At 63.4% G+C, this 16,212-nt stretch carries 21 protein-coding genes; 1 reads left to right on the top strand and 20 read right to left on the bottom strand.

What is annotated here, in order from left to right:
* Nucleotides 1–434 precede the first annotated feature (434 nt).
* From JFT85_RS27285 to JFT85_RS27225, 13 genes are read right to left on the bottom strand one after another with little or no spacing between them, the layout of a single operon-like run.
* Nucleotides 435–1,481, bottom strand: coding sequence for an EscU/YscU/HrcU family type III secretion system export apparatus switch protein (locus JFT85_RS27285; RefSeq protein ID WP_053256854.1), 1,047 nt, complete (start codon nt 1,479–1,481; stop codon nt 435–437).
* A gap of 3 nt (nt 1,482–1,484) precedes the next feature.
* Nucleotides 1,485–2,297: a type III secretion system export apparatus subunit SctT gene (gene sctT / locus JFT85_RS27280; RefSeq protein WP_053256855.1), complete on the bottom strand. Its 813-nt coding sequence runs from the start codon at nt 2,295–2,297 to the stop codon at nt 1,485–1,487.
* 6 nt (nt 2,298–2,303) lie between these two features.
* Nucleotides 2,304–2,573: a type III secretion system export apparatus subunit SctS gene (sctS, locus tag JFT85_RS27275; protein ID WP_003208314.1), complete on the bottom strand. Its 270-nt coding sequence runs from the start codon at nt 2,571–2,573 to the stop codon at nt 2,304–2,306.
* Between the two features lie 10 nt (nt 2,574–2,583).
* Nucleotides 2,584–3,237, bottom strand: coding sequence for a type III secretion system export apparatus subunit SctR (gene sctR, locus JFT85_RS27270; protein WP_017137580.1), 654 nt, complete (start codon nt 3,235–3,237; stop codon nt 2,584–2,586).
* On the bottom strand, nt 3,234–4,235 hold the full coding sequence (gene sctQ / locus JFT85_RS27265) for a type III secretion system cytoplasmic ring protein SctQ (RefSeq protein WP_053256857.1): 1,002 nt from the start codon (nt 4,233–4,235) through the stop codon (nt 3,234–3,236). The genes sctR and sctQ overlap by 4 nt, the downstream gene beginning before the upstream one ends.
* Complete coding sequence (locus tag JFT85_RS27260) at nt 4,232–4,678, bottom strand: hypothetical protein (protein ID WP_053256858.1); 447 nt, start codon at nt 4,676–4,678, stop codon at nt 4,232–4,234. Before JFT85_RS27260 ends, sctQ begins: the two co-directional genes overlap by 4 nt.
* 16 nt (nt 4,679–4,694) lie before the next feature.
* Complete coding sequence (locus JFT85_RS27255) at nt 4,695–6,017, bottom strand: FliI/YscN family ATPase (protein WP_078826795.1); 1,323 nt, start codon at nt 6,015–6,017, stop codon at nt 4,695–4,697.
* Nucleotides 6,014–6,598, bottom strand: a complete 585-nt coding sequence (gene sctL, locus JFT85_RS27250) for a type III secretion system stator protein SctL (protein WP_053256860.1) — start codon at nt 6,596–6,598, stop codon at nt 6,014–6,016. Before sctL ends, JFT85_RS27255 begins: the two co-directional genes overlap by 4 nt.
* Entirely contained in the window at nt 6,595–7,209 is a 615-nt protein-coding gene (locus tag JFT85_RS27245; protein ID WP_069552842.1) for a type III secretion protein, read from the bottom strand. Before JFT85_RS27245 ends, sctL begins: the two co-directional genes overlap by 4 nt.
* Nucleotides 7,206–7,988, bottom strand: a complete 783-nt coding sequence (sctJ, locus tag JFT85_RS27240) for a type III secretion system inner membrane ring lipoprotein SctJ (RefSeq protein ID WP_069552841.1) — start codon at nt 7,986–7,988, stop codon at nt 7,206–7,208. Before sctJ ends, JFT85_RS27245 begins: the two co-directional genes overlap by 4 nt.
* Nucleotides 7,989–7,992: 4 nt before the next feature.
* Entirely contained in the window at nt 7,993–8,427 is a 435-nt protein-coding gene (locus JFT85_RS27235) for a hypothetical protein (protein ID WP_053256863.1), read from the bottom strand.
* Nucleotides 8,428–8,436: 9 nt separating this feature from the next.
* The gene (locus tag JFT85_RS27230) at nt 8,437–8,679 is read right to left on the bottom strand and encodes a hypothetical protein (RefSeq protein ID WP_053256864.1); all 243 of its coding nucleotides are present in this window, start codon (nt 8,677–8,679) and stop codon (nt 8,437–8,439) included.
* Nucleotides 8,680–8,691: 12 nt separating this feature from the next.
* Nucleotides 8,692–9,264, bottom strand: a complete 573-nt coding sequence (locus JFT85_RS27225) for a hypothetical protein (RefSeq protein ID WP_053257994.1) — start codon at nt 9,262–9,264, stop codon at nt 8,692–8,694.
* A gap of 39 nt (nt 9,265–9,303) precedes the next feature.
* Between JFT85_RS27225 and JFT85_RS27220 the strand changes: the two genes are divergently transcribed.
* Nucleotides 9,304–10,068, top strand: a complete 765-nt coding sequence (locus JFT85_RS27220) for a tetratricopeptide repeat protein (protein ID WP_053256865.1) — start codon at nt 9,304–9,306, stop codon at nt 10,066–10,068.
* A 143-nt stretch (nt 10,069–10,211) separates the two neighbouring features.
* Here JFT85_RS27220 and JFT85_RS27215 read toward each other — a convergent pair whose 3' ends face one another.
* The 7 genes from JFT85_RS27215 to JFT85_RS27185 form a co-directional block, all read right to left on the bottom strand.
* Nucleotides 10,212–10,592 carry a hypothetical protein gene (locus tag JFT85_RS27215; RefSeq protein ID WP_201230756.1) on the bottom strand — a complete coding sequence of 127 codons (381 nt, stop codon included), beginning with the start codon at nt 10,590–10,592 and terminating at the stop codon, nt 10,212–10,214.
* 13 nt (nt 10,593–10,605) lie between these two features.
* On the bottom strand, nt 10,606–11,886 hold the full coding sequence (locus tag JFT85_RS27210) for a type II and III secretion system protein family protein (RefSeq protein ID WP_053256867.1): 1,281 nt from the start codon (nt 11,884–11,886) through the stop codon (nt 10,606–10,608).
* A complete protein-coding gene (gene sctV, locus JFT85_RS27205; RefSeq protein ID WP_201230754.1) occupies nt 11,883–14,021 on the bottom strand; it encodes a type III secretion system export apparatus subunit SctV in 2,139 nt (712 codons plus the stop codon). The genes JFT85_RS27210 and sctV overlap by 4 nt, the downstream gene beginning before the upstream one ends.
* Nucleotides 14,018–14,353: a tetratricopeptide repeat protein gene (locus JFT85_RS27200; protein ID WP_053256869.1), complete on the bottom strand. Its 336-nt coding sequence runs from the start codon at nt 14,351–14,353 to the stop codon at nt 14,018–14,020. Before JFT85_RS27200 ends, sctV begins: the two co-directional genes overlap by 4 nt.
* Nucleotides 14,353–14,709 (bottom strand): hypothetical protein, encoded by a 357-nt coding sequence (locus tag JFT85_RS27195; RefSeq protein WP_053256870.1) that lies wholly within the window; start codon nt 14,707–14,709, stop codon nt 14,353–14,355. Before JFT85_RS27195 ends, JFT85_RS27200 begins: the two co-directional genes overlap by 1 nt.
* Nucleotides 14,710–14,848: 139 nt before the next feature.
* A complete protein-coding gene (locus JFT85_RS27190; RefSeq protein ID WP_053257995.1) occupies nt 14,849–15,736 on the bottom strand; it encodes a SctD/MshK family protein in 888 nt (295 codons plus the stop codon).
* 100 nt (nt 15,737–15,836) lie between these two features.
* Nucleotides 15,837–15,998, bottom strand: a complete 162-nt coding sequence (locus tag JFT85_RS27185) for a hypothetical protein (RefSeq protein WP_016969018.1) — start codon at nt 15,996–15,998, stop codon at nt 15,837–15,839.
* Nucleotides 15,999–16,212 lie beyond the last annotated feature (214 nt).

Below are 16,212 nucleotides of genomic sequence, written 5' to 3'. Positions count from 1 at the left end.
TGGCGCCTGTGCGCACTGAGGTTTCAGGCGACCAAGCCTGAGTCGTTGAATTGGCAACGACGAGGCGAATCATAAGTGGCGTACCTGGCGGATGCAACTGATGGCATCGAATGAAATTGAGTGACCTCGTAGATGATGAGCTACAACCTCCATCTGATCTTATTGGGGCTGCTGCGCAGCCCGGCGCGGGGCAAGCCCTAATGCCAGTCAGTTAAGCGCAGATCCCCTGTGGGAGCGGCGGTGCGACGATTCGACTTGCTCGCGAAAGCGGTGGGTCAGTTAACATCAATGTTTGCTGGGCCGACGTCTTCGCGGGCAAGCCCGCTCCCACATTTGATCTTCGCTGCATTGAGCATTTCGTTCGCTTAACTGACTGGCATTAGGGCAAGCCCGCTCATCACAATAAGTCATTCCACGGTTTGATTCAGGTTGGCTCAGATCAGGCGCGCAGCCACAAGCCAATCGGCCACGGCCTGGAATGAGGCATCCGGCACGGGGTCGCCGGGTACGGCTTTCCTGGCGATAGCCGCCGCCAGGGACTTGTCCGGCGCATGGGGAATCCCCAGATCGTAGGCCTCCTGCAACATCAACAAGGCCTCTTCCGGTGATGCGCGACACACGATCACCGGCACCGGCGTTTCCCCGCGGACATAGCGCACGCCAATCACCCAGCCATCGGTGGTGCCGATCATCATCGACGCCCGGCTCAACCCCAGCTTGGTGGCCAGCGCCTGCATTTCATTGCGCTGGCGCCGCCGTTCGCTCTTGATCAGCGGGTCGCCGTCGATGTCTTTGCGCTCGCGCTTGGTTTCGCTGCGGGTCATCTTCATGTCGCGTCCGAACAGCCAGCGCTGCATCAGCACATCCACCGCGCCCACCGTAAGAAACGCGCACAGCACCGTGAACACCAGCGGTTTGAGCACCAGGAAAAACGTCGATTCCATACACTCGGCACCACAGCGTGATGACTCCATCAGCGCCTGTAACGCGTGCTTGCCGACCACGTAAAACGCGATCGCCAATACATGCACCTTGACCAGCCCCTTGAGGAACTCCACCAGGTTGCGCAAGGCGAAGATCTTCTTCATGCCCTCCGCCGGGTTGATGCGTTTGAACTCGGGCTTGATCGGGTCCACCGAAAACACAAAGCCGCGCATGGTGATGAGGTTGGTCAGGATCACCACGCCGGTGGTCACCGCCATCACCGGCAGCGTGATCCCGATGATCAGTTGTTCGGCATGGTCGAGCACCCGGGGCCACACCGTGGCGAAGGGTTCGATGTAGATGCGCGCGGTCAGGTCAATCAGCGCCGTGACCTGCGCCATGGCCCGGGGCGCAAGGATGGAGATGCACAAGGTGCAGAACAGAATGACCATGCCCGACACCAGGTCCTGGCTCTTGGCGACCTGGCCTTTCTTGCGGGCGTCGTTGAGCTTTTTGTCGGTGGCCGGCTGGGATTTCTCTTCGCTGGTGTCGGCCATCGGCTACTCCATGCCTGCCAGGGTTTTGAGCAATTCGACGGTGCCGCGAAACGCCGCCAACTGGTCGAGCATCAACGGGATCAGGAAACCGATGTAGATCACCATCAGGATCGAAAAAAACAGGTTTTTCACCGGCAACGACAAATCGAAAATGTGCAGGTTCGGCGCCATCCGCGACAGGTAGGCAAGCATCAAGTCAGTAATCAGCAGCGAGATCAGCAACGGGGAAACCATCAGCACGCCAACACGCATGATCTGGTCGAGGATCGACAGCACCGCCAGCAGTGCCGAGCTGGCAAATACCGGGGTAAATGCGGTCACCGGCCACAACTGGTAGCTGTGGTAATAACCGTCGACCATCAGGATAAAACCGCCGGACATGAAAAACAGCGTGATCAGCATCACCGTCAACAGGGTCGACATCACACTCGATTCGCCGGTTGAAAGCGGGTCCACCAACTGCGCCATGGTCGAGCCGCGCTGCAGGTCGATCAGCTCCCCCGCCACCTCTGCCGCCCAGAACGGAATGCCGAACAACAACCCGATCAGAATGCCGATCAAAAATTCCTTGATCAGCAACCCGGCGATGAACACGCTGCCATGTTCGGGCATCGCGGTGAGTGCTTCGAACACCGGGAAGAACATCGGGATGGAAATGGCCACGGCCACACAGCCACGAATCATCCCGGTGAGGCCCAGGCGGTTGAAGGCCGGGGTAATCACCACCACGCCCATGGCCCGGCAGGCGGCCAGCGAGGCGGCGCTGATCACCGGGTAGGCGACTTCCAGGAACTGCGCGGTAAGGCTGGCATCCATGGGCGGTCAGCGTGTCCACAACGGGAAATTGTCGAGCACCTGGCTCCCCAACTCCGCCACTTGCCCGGCCAACACCGGGCCCAGGAACACGATGGTCAACAGGACCGCCACCAGCTTCACCACCTGCGGCAGGGTCTGGTCCTGGATCTGCGTCAGCGCCTGGAACAGCCCCACGCTCAAGCCCACGATAATCGCCACCCCCAGCGCGGGCGCCGAGAGCATCAGCACAGTCATCAGCGCCTGTTTCATCAATGACAGGAAAACATCCTGGCCCATGGGTCGTGCCTCAGCCGTAACTCAAAATCAAACCGTGCATCAAGCGCGACCAGCCACTCAGCGACACGAATAAAAAAATCTTCAAGGGGATCGAAATCAAGTTCGGCGAGACCATCGACATGCCCATGGCCATCAGCACGTTGGACACCAGCAAGTCCACCACCAAAAACGGGATGTACAGCAAAAAGCCGATCTCGAAGGCGCGCGTGAGTTCCGAACTGACAAACGCCGGGATCAGCACTACCAGGTCGTCATCGCGCAGGTCGGCACGCGCCTCAGGCGACCAGATCGTTTCCGTAGCCTGCACAAAAAAGCCACGCTCGGACTCATTCGCGAAGCGCTTGAGGTGCGCCTGCAACGGCGGGCGCAGGGCATCGCCCAAGTCCTTGAGTTGCTCCACATGCTCGATGTTGAGATCGCGGCCCTCCACCTGCCGGTACATATCGCCGATCAAGGGCGTGGTCACGTACACCGAAAGAATCAGCGCAATGCCGTACAACACCAGGTTTGGCGGAGTCTGCTGCACGCCGAGGGCGTTGCGGATCAGGAACAACACCACCGAGATCTTCATGAAACCGGTGAGCGTCACCACCGCCAACGGGATCAACCCGATCGTCGCAACGACCAGGATAATCTCGATCAGATTCGGCTGATAACCGGTCATGGAGTGGCAAAACTCAGCAGCCGCACACCCAAGCCATCACCGATTTTCACCAGTTGCCCCTGGCCGACGCGGCGCCCGTTAACCATCAGGTCGACGCTGTCCACGTCGGGCGTATTGAGCTGCAACAGGCTGCCCGCGCCCAGCTCACGCAATTGCGCCAGGGTCAGTTCCAGGCTGCCGACCTGGCACACCAGTTTGAGCGGCAGGTCATCCAGGGCCGCAGCAGCATCAACCTCAGTCATCGTGTTCTCCATGTCCAAAAGGGGCGTTGTCAATTCTTCCTGCACACGCAAGGCTTCACCGTGGTATTGGCAGCGGGCCTGCAGGCGCCCGTCCAGGTCGAGCAACAAGCCCGAGCCTGGCTCAAGCATCAGCACATCGCCGGGGCGCAAACTGCGCAGCTCACCCAAGGTCAGCGACTGCCGCCCGGCGACCAGCGCCAAGGTCTGGCGCAGGTTGGGCAATGGGTCCGGTTCAGGCTGGGCATATTGGTCGAGCAACTGCGCGATGAGCACAGCGGCGCCTTCGCTCAGATCGAGGTGCGCGCTCATGGCCGGCTGATTGCCAAAGGTCAGCTCAAGCGACAGGCGCACGGCGTAATCTCGCTGCCCGTCGGTGGCCGCCAGGAGCTGCACCGCATGACCGAGCAGCGGCTCGAGGCGCTCGATCAAGTCGAGCACCGCCAATTCCAGTAACAACGCGCGTGGCAACGAGGGCAGCAACTGCACATCGAACTGCAGCGCCAACGGCACCAGCGCCTGCTCCACCGCAGCGGCCGAGAGGCGCAGGCGCGCCGGGGCGCGGCCGAGCAATAGCGGCACCTCGCACGGGCTACTGACGGTGGCGGTGGCGGCGGCCCAGCTCACCCGCAGGTCTTGCCCGGCGCATCGGCCCTGCCAGGCGCGACGGCGTCGGTGCAGTTGGTTATGCAGGGTGAGCAAGGCCGGGTCGTAGTGCGTCAGCCACGGCGCCAATGGAACGGCAAGGGCTGCGATCATGTGCCAATGCCTTCGTCACGCAATTCGCCAAGCCGGCGCTCAGCGCGTTCACGGCCGTCGAGCAGGCTTTGCCAGGCGTCGGATTGGCGCTGGCGGTTCAGGCGCTCCTGGCGAAACAGATCACGCTCGCGCTCCTGGCTGTGCAAGGTGGTGGACACGTGGGTCACGTCGTTTTCCAGTTGCTGCTGGTCATCCGACAGGCCGCGCAAACGCTCCTGGGCCGCCTGCCAACTGGCCACCGACAAGCCCTCGGTGAGGGACGCGTACACTTGACGGGCTTCCTCGGCGATGGCTTCACGGTGCCGGCGCAAGTGCTCCTTGGCGTCGGTCAATACGCCATGGGTGTGCGCGCAGCGCTGCTGCTGGGCAGCCAACTGGCTGGCGGCCCGTTGTTCGCGCAGCACCCGCAAGGTTTGCAGGGTGCGCAGTTGGTCGGTTTTCATTGGGTTCGCTCCTGTGTCATGCCAATACCTGGCGCATGCGGATCAAGGTGTGTTCCAGGCTGCTGGGTTCATCCGCGTTCTGGCGCAGGAAGGCTTCGATAGCGGCGTGGCGAGCGATGGCTTCATCGGCCAACGGGTCGCTGCCGGCAGCGTATTCGCCCACGCGGATCAGCATTTCGATTTCGCCGTAGCGCGCCATCAGCTCACGAATGCGCATGGCCAGGCGTTTGTGTTCCTCTGCGGCAACTTGCTCCATCAAGCGGCTGCGGCTGCGCAATACGTCGACGGCCGGGAAGTAGTTACGCTGGGCCAGTTCGGCGCTGAGGGCGATGTGCCCGTCGAGAATCGAGCGGGCTTCCTCGGCCACCGGGTCACTGGCGGCATCACCTTCGGTGAGCACGGTGTACAACGCGGTGATGCTGCCGGTGGGGCCGGGGCCGGCGCGTTCCAGCAGGCGCGGCAAGATCGAGAAAAACGACGGCGGGTACCCGCGACGGGTCGGTGGTTCGCCCACGGCCAAGCCAATTTCGCGCTGGGCGCGGGCAAAACGCGTCAGGCTGTCCATCAACAGCAACACGTTGCGGCCCTGGTCGCGGTGATATTCGGCCAGGGCCGTAGCGACAAATGCAGCCCGCACACGCTCGGCCGCCGGGCGATCAGAGGTGGCAACCACCGCCACCGTGCGCGCGCGCGCCGGGGCATCGAGTTGCACGTCGAGCAGTTCACGCACTTCCCTGCCCCGCTCGCCGATCAAGCCAATCACGATCACGTCGGCTTCGCTGTTGCGGATGATGCTGGCGAGCAACGATGACTTGCCCACCCCAGGCTCACCGAAGATGCCCATGCGCTGGCCCTGGGCCAGGGTCAGCAAGCCGTCGATGGCGCGAATGCCCAGGGCCATGGAGCGCACGATCAGTTGCCGGGAAAACGGTGCCGGCGGTTCGGCGTGCAATGGGTAATGGTGCAAGGCCAGGGTCGGCGGTGTGCCGTCGCCGTCGAGGAACTCGCCCATCGGGCTGATCACTCGACCGAGCTGCGCGTCACCGACGGCCACACCCAGGGCCTCGCCGGTGGCGGTGATTTGCGTGCGCGTGGACAGGCCCTCCATGGAGCCGATGGGCGAAAGAATCGCCTCGTCGCCCTCAAAGCCAATCACCTCGGCACTCAGGCTGCGGCCACTGACCGGGTCGCGCAGTTGGCACAATTCACCGATGCTTGCCCCGGCGACACTGGCGCGCAACAGCACACCCCGAATGCTCAACACCGTGCCGTGCATTGGCCGCAGGCGTGTCTGGTTGAGGCGCTCGGTCAGGCGTGGCAGCAGTTGCGCCAGGTTCATGCCACACCTTCTTCGGCAAACGGCAGCAGGCTGCGGCGCAGGGTTTGCAATTGGGCTTCGACACCCAGTTCAACCGAGCCCGCCGGGCTGCTCAGGCGAGCCTGGCCGGCACCCAGTTGTTCATCTGCCGCCACGGCAATCACCAGGCCGTCGCGCGTGAGGCGTTGGCGCAAGGCGTCGACCTCGGCAGGCGGCACCCAGAGGGTCAAGGCCTGGTCCTGGCGAAACGCGCTCAAGGCCTGACGCGTACACCGCGTTAGACGCTCAGCATTGTCCAGCTCGCCGAGCACTTCGCGCACGATGCCTAAAGCCAGGTCGGCCAGCGACGCCTCCAGGCTGCTCAAGTACTGCTGCACCTGGGATTGGGTCTGCACCAGCAACTGCGCAACGTGCTCGGCGCCCTCTTGCCGCGCGCTTTCAAAGCCCTCGGCGCGGGCGGCTTGCAGCCACTGGTCACTGTCGGCCTTGATCTGCTCCGCCTGCGCTTTGGCAGCCTGCAGAAACGCAAAACCATCGCTCCACAACGCAGCGTCTTCAGCGCGCAAAATGCGCGCCGTGGGGCGGCTCGGTAATTCACTCATGGTGTGATGTCCTCGGCCAGCAAGCACGCGGCGGCGGCCTGGACGATCTCCAGGTCACGCGGCAACCGCGCGCTGTAGCCCTTGGGGAAGTCGAAACGCAAACGCAGCCAACCCCGCCAATCGGCGTGCTGGGCGTGCAGCCACGCGGCAACACAGCCGTGGCCGTCACGGTCGATTGCCTCGATCAGTTCGGCAGGTTCACGCAGCAAATCCGCGGCGCCGCCGAGTTGGCGCAAGGCCAGGGCCTGAACGAAGACCTCCGCGCCCAAGCCTTCACGCAACGCCTGGACCACGTCGCGGCGGATCTCGCGGCTCAAGGTCGCGCCATGCCAGATCGCACCGCACAACCTCGGCAAACGGGCAAATTGCGCAGGCGACAGCAGCAACACCGGCAGATCACTCACTGGCGGGGTGGCCAACTGTGCGAGGGGCGCCAGTTGGTAATGGCTGACCAGCAACTGCTCCAGGCGCGGGCGAAAACGCGGCTGGCCCTGCAGGGCGTGCAGCACGTCATCCGGCAAATCAGCCGCAAAGCACGCGCCCAGGCTGGGGCCACGCACAAACTGCAAAGGCTCGGCGATCAACCCTTGCCAGCGCGCCAACACGCTCATTCACCCTCCTTGAGCACATACAACGCCTGGGACTGGCGCCGCGCCCAATGCTGACGGGCCAGTACCCCGAGGGCACCCAGGGCGATCAGCAGCAAACTGCCAAATATAAAACGTGCCTGGGGCAGGTTGTCTTCCAGCAGCCACAAGCCCATGAAGCGCGCCAGCCGTGGTTGCGCCGGGTTCTGGCTGATGGCGACGGCGGCTTTGATCGCGGTCACCGAGACGCCTTCGTAACTCAGGCCGGAAATACCATTGGCAACCAGCGTCTTGATCTGCGGGATCAGCGTGTTGATGTCGGTGCCCGGGTCGTACCGCACCAGCACCGAGGCCGAAGACGGTGAAATCACGCGCTTGAGCAAGTCATTGTCCGGCAGCACCACGTGCACACGGGCGGCGACAATGCCGTCGATCTGCGACACCGAGTGCGACAGTTCTTCGCTCAGGGCGTAAATCATCTGCGCCCGCTCCTGCACCGGCGAGGACACCAGGCCATTGCCCTTGAACACCTCGCCCATATTGGAAAAGCTCTGTTGCGGCAGACCGGCGTTGTCGAGCAGCGTCATCGCTTCGGCGAAGCGCTCCTCGTCGACCACCACTTTGAGCTGGCCGTTGTCCTGGGTCTTGCGCTCCGCCGGAATCCCACCGCGCAGCAGCACCGCGACCATGGCGTTGGCATCGCGTTCGCTGAGGTTGGTATAGAGGTCGGTGTTGCACGCTTGCAGCAGGCTGGCGAGCAGGCCGATCAGCAACAGACGCAGTGCGCGGTTTGGGCTTGGCATGGTGTTATTGCCCCTTGAGCAACGTGTTGGCGGAACCGGAAATCTGCGTCGCACCGCGCACCACCATCTGGGTTTCGATGGAGTAGTCGAACATCTTGCCCAGGGAATGGACGATCTGATCGACCTGTTGCTCGCCGACCTTTTTCCCCGGCTCAGCGGACGGTGAAGCACTCGCAGTGCGGATCTCAGCCGAAGCGGGCGGCGGTGCCGACGGGTTGTTGGTGAGCAGGTCGGCACGCTCGGAGAAGGCCCGCGTACGGTCGATGAAACTGTTCATACGCTCCATCAGGCCCGAGCCGATCTGGTGCGGGCTCGCGCCCTCGGGCATGCCTTTGGCGGTGTTTGCCATGTGCTCGAACAGGTTCTGCGAGGCCCCGGCGGGCCCCGCACCGGCGGACGGCGGCAAGGCCGTAGCGCCGGCGGCGAGACTGATAGTCATAGGGGCTTCCTACTCTTCGTCGTCATCGGACATGGCGTCGTTCAGCAGTTCCTGCATCTTCGGCATGATGATGAACTGGCCGCCGATCGTGACGGCCTGGGTGATCAACGCATCGTTGAACTTGGCGTCGTCCGCGTCGGTGCTATCTGCCGGTTTATCCGCCGCCTTGGCGTTATCCACTGCGGCGTTGAACTTGGCTTCAGGGCTGACGCCACCGGGGGCGAGGTTGCTGTCTACGGCCGTTACGGACATGGTGCTGCTCCTTTACTGGGTTGGGGTTTCGGTACTGACTTGCGCGCCGCGAAACACCCGCACACCGCGCTCGCGCGCCATCGGGGGGGCCACGGCCGTGGGTTGCAGGTGATCCACATGCTGTTGCACCAGCGCCAGGTACGGCGGCGGGCCGGTCACGAAGACTTCATCGCCCTCGGGGCCGTTGCGCATCGACAGTTGCTGGCCGAATACGTCGAGGGTATTGAGATAGGCCTGCAACTGGTCGAGGTTCAGCGCACTGGCCTTGAACAGTTTGGTGCTGATCTCGTCGCTGCTGTTGAGGTACAGAAGGTGGCCGTCGAAGTACCAGGTGAGGCCGTTGGTGCTGCACAGCGTCTGCAAAAATTCACCGGCGGTGGCGGCGCGAAGAGTGCTGCGGGCCTTGCCGCGCACCTTCTCCGAGAGCACCACAGGCACGTCCAAGTTGTGGCCGAATTCTTCCAGCGCGCTGCGCACATCCTGATCGACCAGCACGTAGGCATAGGGTGTGGAAAACCATTCAGGCTCTTCGCCAGCGTGGGCAAAACCGGCGCTGAACAGCCATAGGAGCGCCAGCAAAAATATGCTTACATGGCCTGCGCCTTCGCCCGACGAGTTGTGACGATGACCAAGAATTTTCTGCTTGCCAGTACCCTGCTGCTGGCTGCCTGTTCCAGCAAACCTGCGACCGATTCCGACAAGTCCCTGCAACTGGCCAATGACCTGAGCAAGCGCGGCGACTATGCCAGCGCCGCTGCGTTGTACGAGCGCGCCACCCAGCAACCGGGAGCCGGTATCGACGTGTGGCTCAAGCTCGGCCAGGCCAGGCTTGACGCCAAGGACGCACTCGGCGCCGAGCGCGCTTACCAGCAAGCGCTGGGCCTGGACGCCCACAACGCCGACGCCCTGCTCGGTCTCGGCACTGCGCAGTTGCAGTTGGGCAAAACCCAACGCGCCGTGACTGCGTTGGGCCAGGCTGCCGACATCAACCACCTGCCCGTCGCCTACACGCGCCTGGGCATCGCCCAGGTCCTGAATGGCCAGGCCACGGCGGCACAAACCGCTTTCGCGAAAAGCCTCAGCCTGCAACCCGACGACCTCGACAACCGCTGCAACCTGGCCCTGGCCTACGCCCTCGGCGGGCAGTCGCAACAGGCGCTGGACACCATCGCCCCCGTCACCCAGTCGCCCCGCGCCCTGCCCCGGCATCAGCGCAATGAGCTGCTGGTGATGGTGCTGGCGGGGTATGAGCAAAAGGTTGCCGGACTGCCGTTGGACGATATTCCCGCCGCCGAGCGCGGGCGATTGGTGATCGAAGCCAAGCGCATCAAAGCGATCAGTGATCCGGTGGCGCAGGCCAGGGAACTGGGGCTGGTTGACCCGCGCTGAGACACGACCGGCCGTTGGTTGATCGGGGTTTGGTTGTGCTTTTAATCCTGGGCGCCCGGTTAAACCACGCGGGCCAAACGCAGGCCTGAATCCGTGACCTTCGCCAGCACGCCCGCGCTCACCGGACATCGGGCCGCGCGCAATCATTGCTGACCTCCGGTGGCGCCGGCCTTGGCTTCCTGCTGATCCTTGCGCCGCTGCAACTGCTCACGATCAAACCCTTCGATGTACACCTGCGCCGCACGCCCCACCGGCGCGGCCATGGCAGGCCCCGTGGCGCGGCCCTGGTTCAGGTCCTGCTTGCGCTCGACCATCTGCAGCAAATTCAAATTGTTCGCACAGCCCAACGGCAGGGTCGGTTTGAAATCCTCATCCAGCCCGATCGCATCCTTGGCCGCCGGTTGCTGGCACTGAGTCGGCCAACCATCCGCCTGGTAGTGCGGCGAGTAATACACCGGCGCCAAGTGGGCCTGGCAGCCCATCAGTGCCAGGGGCAACAACATCAACAGACGAAAAGCAGTCATGGCAGGCCCCTTATCAATTCATGTAGAAACCGAACGCCCCGCCGCTGCGCGGTCCGGTGGCCGCTGCAGTAGCCGGTTGTGCGTCCAGGGGCGTGGCGAGCGTGCGACCGCGCACCGGCTCCACCAGGTAGGGAGTAATCAGGATCACCAACTCGGTTTCATTGCGCTGAAAGCGCTTGGAGCGGAACAGGTTGCCGAGGATCGGCAAGTCGCCCAACAGCGGCAGTTTCTCGATGTCCTGGCTGCTTTGACGCTGGAACAGCCCGGCAATCGCAAAGGTCTGCCCGCTGCCGACTTCCACGCGCGTATCGGCACGGCGCACGCTGAAGGACGGCACATGGAAGTTTCCGAAATCCACGGTGCCGCCGCTGACCACACTGCTGACTTCCGGGCGCACTTGCAGGGCGATACGACCGTTGGGCAGCAAGGTCGGGTTGAACAGCAGCGACACGCCGAATGACTTGTACTCGATGCCCACCAGGTCGCGGTTGACCGGCACCGGGATCGCCACTTCACCACCGGCGAGGAAGCTGGCGGTCTGGCCGGTCATGGCAGTGATGTTGGGTTCGGCGAGGATCTGCAAAATGCCGTTGGCCTGCAGCGCATCAAGCATGCCGTCGATATTCACATTGCCCGAGCCGCTGCCTGCCGTCGCCAGGCCCCCGGCAGTCGCCGCCGCCAACGGCCCCCCGGTGATCAGGCCGAAGGAAAACGTGCCGTTATTGAACATCGCGTTCCAGTTCACGCCGTAGTGCAGCAGTTCGGAACGGGACACTTCGGCAAAGCGCACACGCAGGTTCACTTGGGCTGCGCCGGCGTATTCGGTGGTGTTGATCGCACTCTGAAAACCTTGGCCCTGCGGGTTGAGCAGCGCGTTCAGGTCAGTCGCTTCGGCCACCGAACCAAGCGTGCCGTTGGCGATCAGGCGGTTGCCGGCGCCGGTAATGCGCGCGCCGTTGCCGGGGTGCAACGCCTGCATCGGCGTGGTCACCGCCTGGGTGCCGCTGCTGACGGACAAGGTCAGGCTGGCCAACTGTTTGCCGTCGTTGCCGAGGGCGATCAGGCTGGTATTGCCCGGCGCCTTGCCGAAGATGTAGAGCGTACCGGGCGACACCACTTGCAGGTCGGCCACATTCGGCTCGGCCACCAGTACCGAATCCACCGGCGCGGCAAAGTGCAAAATCCGCCCCTCACCGGACGCCAGGTTGATCGAGCCACCGGCGCCATTGGCAATCTCTTGGGCCTGGCTGGCACACGAGATCAAAGCGAGCAACAACACAAAAAAACGCATCATGAGGCAGACGCCAGGGAAGTGACGGAGGCCGTGGCAGGCGCACGGCGGTTCGAGATATCGGTAAGGCTGATGGTCACCAACGCTTGCAGGTTGTATTCGGTGGCCAGTTCGCGGAACGACAGCACCGCCAGTTCCAGTTCGCCGCGCAGCACCAGCCGGCGCAGGCTGCGGCGCAGCTCCGGGTGCACCAGCAACACCGCACTGTTCACCTCACGGGTGCTGTCGCAGGCCTGGCGCAGTTGGGCGAGCAAGGCACGGCTGAGGTCTTCGGGGATCAATTCGCGCTGGGCCTCCTGGCGGCGCAGGGACGCGCGCAGCTGGTCTTCCAGCCCCGGCGCCAGCACCAGCGCGCCGATCACGCGATTGCGGTCGGCGTAGTGATGGCTGATCTGCCGCGCCAGTGCCGCACGCAAGTGTTCGGCCAGGCGCCCGGCGTCGGTTTCGCGCGCGCCCCACTCCACCATGGCCTCGAGCAAGGCGCGCTGGTTGCGGATCGACACGCCTTCACCGACCAGCAGGCGTAAGGTTTCGGCAACCCGCTGCAACGGCACCAGGCGCAACGCTTCTTTCACCAGTTCGCCGTAAGTGGCTTCGGTGCGCTCCAGCAACAGACGGGTTTCCTGGATGCCGAGGAAGTCGGCGGCATAGCGGCGCAAGCTGCGTTCCAGCACACCGCGCAACACCTCATCGGGCAGCAGGAAACCAATCCCGGCGTTGCGCAAGGTCTCTTCGTGCTGGCGCTCGATCCAATGCGCGCTGCGACCGTTGAGTGGCGAGTCGGCGAGCACGGTGGCGATGTCCAGCAGCTGCACATGCACCGGATCGTCCTGCAACAGCAGGCAGTTGATCGGCAGTTCGCCTTCGCTGACCGGCACACCTTCCAGGGAGACGCGGTAACTGCCCGGCGTGGCCTTGGCCTCCATGTAGATGCCCGGCACCGGCACGTCCACGCCGAGGTCGGTGCGCAGCTCGTGGCACAGCGCTTCGACCCGCTGGCGCAGCAACTGGCGGGGCGCGCTCTGGGACACGCCACTGCCGAGGGTCAGCAGCACGCGGGTCTCGGGGAGCAGGTTGTCGTCCAGTTCGGCCTGGGCTTCGACCAGCGGTTCCGGCGTCTCGACCAACGTTTCCAACTCGCCTTGGGGCTGGCGGGTATGCCGGCGATACATCACGAACGCCGCACCGCCAAAGGCTGCGGACAACCCGAGAAACACCCAGGTGGGAAAGCCCGGCAACAAGCTGACGCCAATCATGATCAACGCGGTCAGGCCCAGTGCGCGATAGCTGGCACCCAGTTGCTTGATGATCTCGCTGCCCAAGTCACCGGCTTCACCGTCGCTGTTGACGCGGGTGACCACGGTGCCTGCCGCCACGGAAATCAACAGCGCCGGAATCTGTGCGATCAGGCCGTCGCCCACTGTCAGCAGCGAATAGGTGTGCACCGCCACGCCGAAGGGCATGTCGCGTTCGATCATGCCGATCAGCATGCCACCCAGCAGGTTGACCGCCAGAATCACCAGACCGGCGATGGCATCGCCCTTGACGAACTTCATCGCGCCGTCCATTGCGCCGAACATCTGGCTTTCACGCTCCAGGCGCGAGCGCCGGCGGCGGGCTTCGGCCTGGTCGATATCGCCATTGCGCAGGTCGTTGTCGATGCTCATCTGTTTGCCGGGCATGGCATCCAGGGTGAAACGCGCGGCCACTTCCGCCACACGCTCGGCGCCCTTGGTGATGACCACGAACTGCGCCACGGTAATGATCAGGAACACCACCATACCGACCACCACCTGGCCGGCGATCACAAAGTCACCGAAGGCCTTGACGATATGCCCGGCATCGCCGTGCAGCAGGATCAAGCGCGTGGTGGTGATGGACAACGACAAGCGAAACAGCGTGCTGAGCAGGATCAGCGGCGGCAGCGCGGAGAACTCCACAGAGTGGCCGATGTAGAAGGCGACGATGAGAATCAGGATGCTCAAGGCAATGTTGAGGCCGATCAGCATGTCCACCAGGTAGGTGGGCAGCGGGATGATCATCATCACAATCGCCATCAGCATGAACGCGACGATGATCACGTCGGTGCGCTGCGCGGCCATACGCGCCAGATTATTGAGGCGGTTGAGTGCACTCATGCGCCGGCCCTGCGTGCGGCCAGGTAGCGTTTGAAACACTGACGCGCGTCGTCCTTGCGCTCGCCGTACCACAGCGCACGAGCGCGCAGCAGCAACAGGCTGGCAGACTCGCCTTCGAGCGCCACCAGGCGGTCCAGCGCACTCAGCGCTCGGCTAGCGTCGCCGCTGTCGGTAAACGCCAGCACCAGCGAGCGCAGCAACACGCCGTCATGGGGCGCGACACTGACCGCAATCAGCAACATCACCAACGCACGTTGCGACTGGCCATTGCGCCGGTACAGCTCGCCAATGCCCTTGAGCAGTTGCACGGCGTCGTGGTTATCGCGGGCCATCAGGCATGTACCTCCGAGCGTTGCTGTTCGAGGCTGCGGCGCATGTCGATCTCTTCGCCGATCAGCTCGTGGGCCAGTTGTTTAATGGCCGGCTCCGCGTCCAGCGTCGGCAGGATGTGTTCCATCACGTGTTCGAGCAGTTGCAGGGAACGGGCGCTGCCGAACAGCAACGAATCAACTCCGGCGGCGCTGGTCAGCGCTTCGAGGTCACTGCGCAGGGAACGCCGGGTCTGGGTTTTGCGCGTCTTGAGGACCGCTTCGAAGGCGGTGGCCTGGCGTGAATTGACCGGGCGAACAGCCTCGACCGGCGCGCTGCGCACATCACTGGGAATCAACGGGCGGGGTTCGACTTTCATGCGTGGGCCTGCGTGAGGAAGTGGGCACGGTCAAGGGTGGCGATGTCGGTCGGCCAACCCCCACCGCGGCGGGCTGTACCGGCACCCGCGCAGGCCAGCCCGCGCCGACCGTTGGCGTGCGTGCATTGCATAGATCGACTCATAAGGTGAAGGTAAAGCGTTCCTCGCCACGGGCGAGAATCACTTGGTTGTTCTCGATGCGCTCCAGCACCCAGTTGTCCGCGAGCGCTGCGCCGGGGTACAGGCGTTTGCCGCTGTCGTTGATCACATAGGGGTTGGTGCCGAACCATACGGCCTGGAAACGCACCCGTGGCCGCGCGGCATCGGCACGCACGGTGACGCGGGGGTTGAGCACGATCTGCTGGCCATAACGCTGGTCGAAGGCTTGTTGCAGCGCCAGCCATTGCGGTTTTTGTGACTGTTCGAAACTGCCGACGGCACTGAGCTGACCATTACTGCTGCTGACCTTTATCGCATCCAGATGCGCCGCTTGCAGTTGCTGCTCCAGCCAGGCCTTGGCCTGCGCGTGGGACGGCGTTTGCACAACCGGAGCCTCGACGATGGCTGCCGAGCGCGTCGGCGGCGAGTCATTGCGAAAAGCCAGCGCTGCGGCGCAGAGAAACAGCAGCGCGATTGCGACAATCCACGGCGCAACTGTACGGCGTGCACGGGCAGGTTTTTCCGCCCCTTCAGGCACTGCCAAGCGCACGCCTACCGTGCCGATACGCAGCTGCAAAGGCAGGCGCGCGCGATGGCCGCTGCCCTGGGGAATGCACACATTCGCGCCGAACAGCACGTCGCCACCCAACGCTTCAATCGCGACCTGGCCGCCTTCAAAAAAACGCAGGCGCAGGTGCAGGCCGGCAATTGCGGGGTCGCTAAGTACCAGGTCGGCCGCGAGGTCCGCGCCAAGGGTGTAGACAGGCTGGTCGAGCACCAGGGAACTGCCCTGGTGCAAACCGCTGGTCACCGTCAGGGTCGGTGCACCCATACCGGCGACCGGGCCCATGGAAATCAAGGCTGTCATTTTCGGGTTTGCCCCCTTGAGCATGTGCAACGGGGTCAAGAATCAGGATAACTGCGGGCCAGAAGTAAACGGGCAGCGCCGGCGCCGCCCGTTTGGCGAATCAGTTCTGCGGACGCTGTTTGGTGGCGTCGAGTTCCGCTTTTTTGGCGGTGCTGATTTCAGTGATTTTTGCCGACTTTTCGATAGCCATGTTGAAGGTCGCTTCCATCTTCGCGATAGCGTCGTCGGCGCCGCCTGCTTTTACTGGTGGGACATCAGCCATGTTCATCTCCTTGCAGTGATAGGGAAGTTATTCAGTTGCGCATCAGCACGCTGAAAGTATGCAAACCGGATGAACGCCCAAAACGTCAGACAGTGAGCTTTCGAACCGTCGTTGGTTTGCATGGGGGCCATACTACTCACGATCAAAACGCCTTCGCTGTGAAAGCTTGTGAAACGTTTCAGATACCGGGTGTGAACGGTTTGGCTCAACCTGG

It is taken from the genome of Pseudomonas sp. TH04, assembly GCF_016651355.1.
Taxonomy (GTDB): domain Bacteria; phylum Pseudomonadota; class Gammaproteobacteria; order Pseudomonadales; family Pseudomonadaceae; genus Aquipseudomonas; species Aquipseudomonas fluorescens.
The sequence above is the reverse complement of the archived record's forward strand: the minus strand, read 5'-3'. Positions and strand labels throughout refer to the sequence as shown.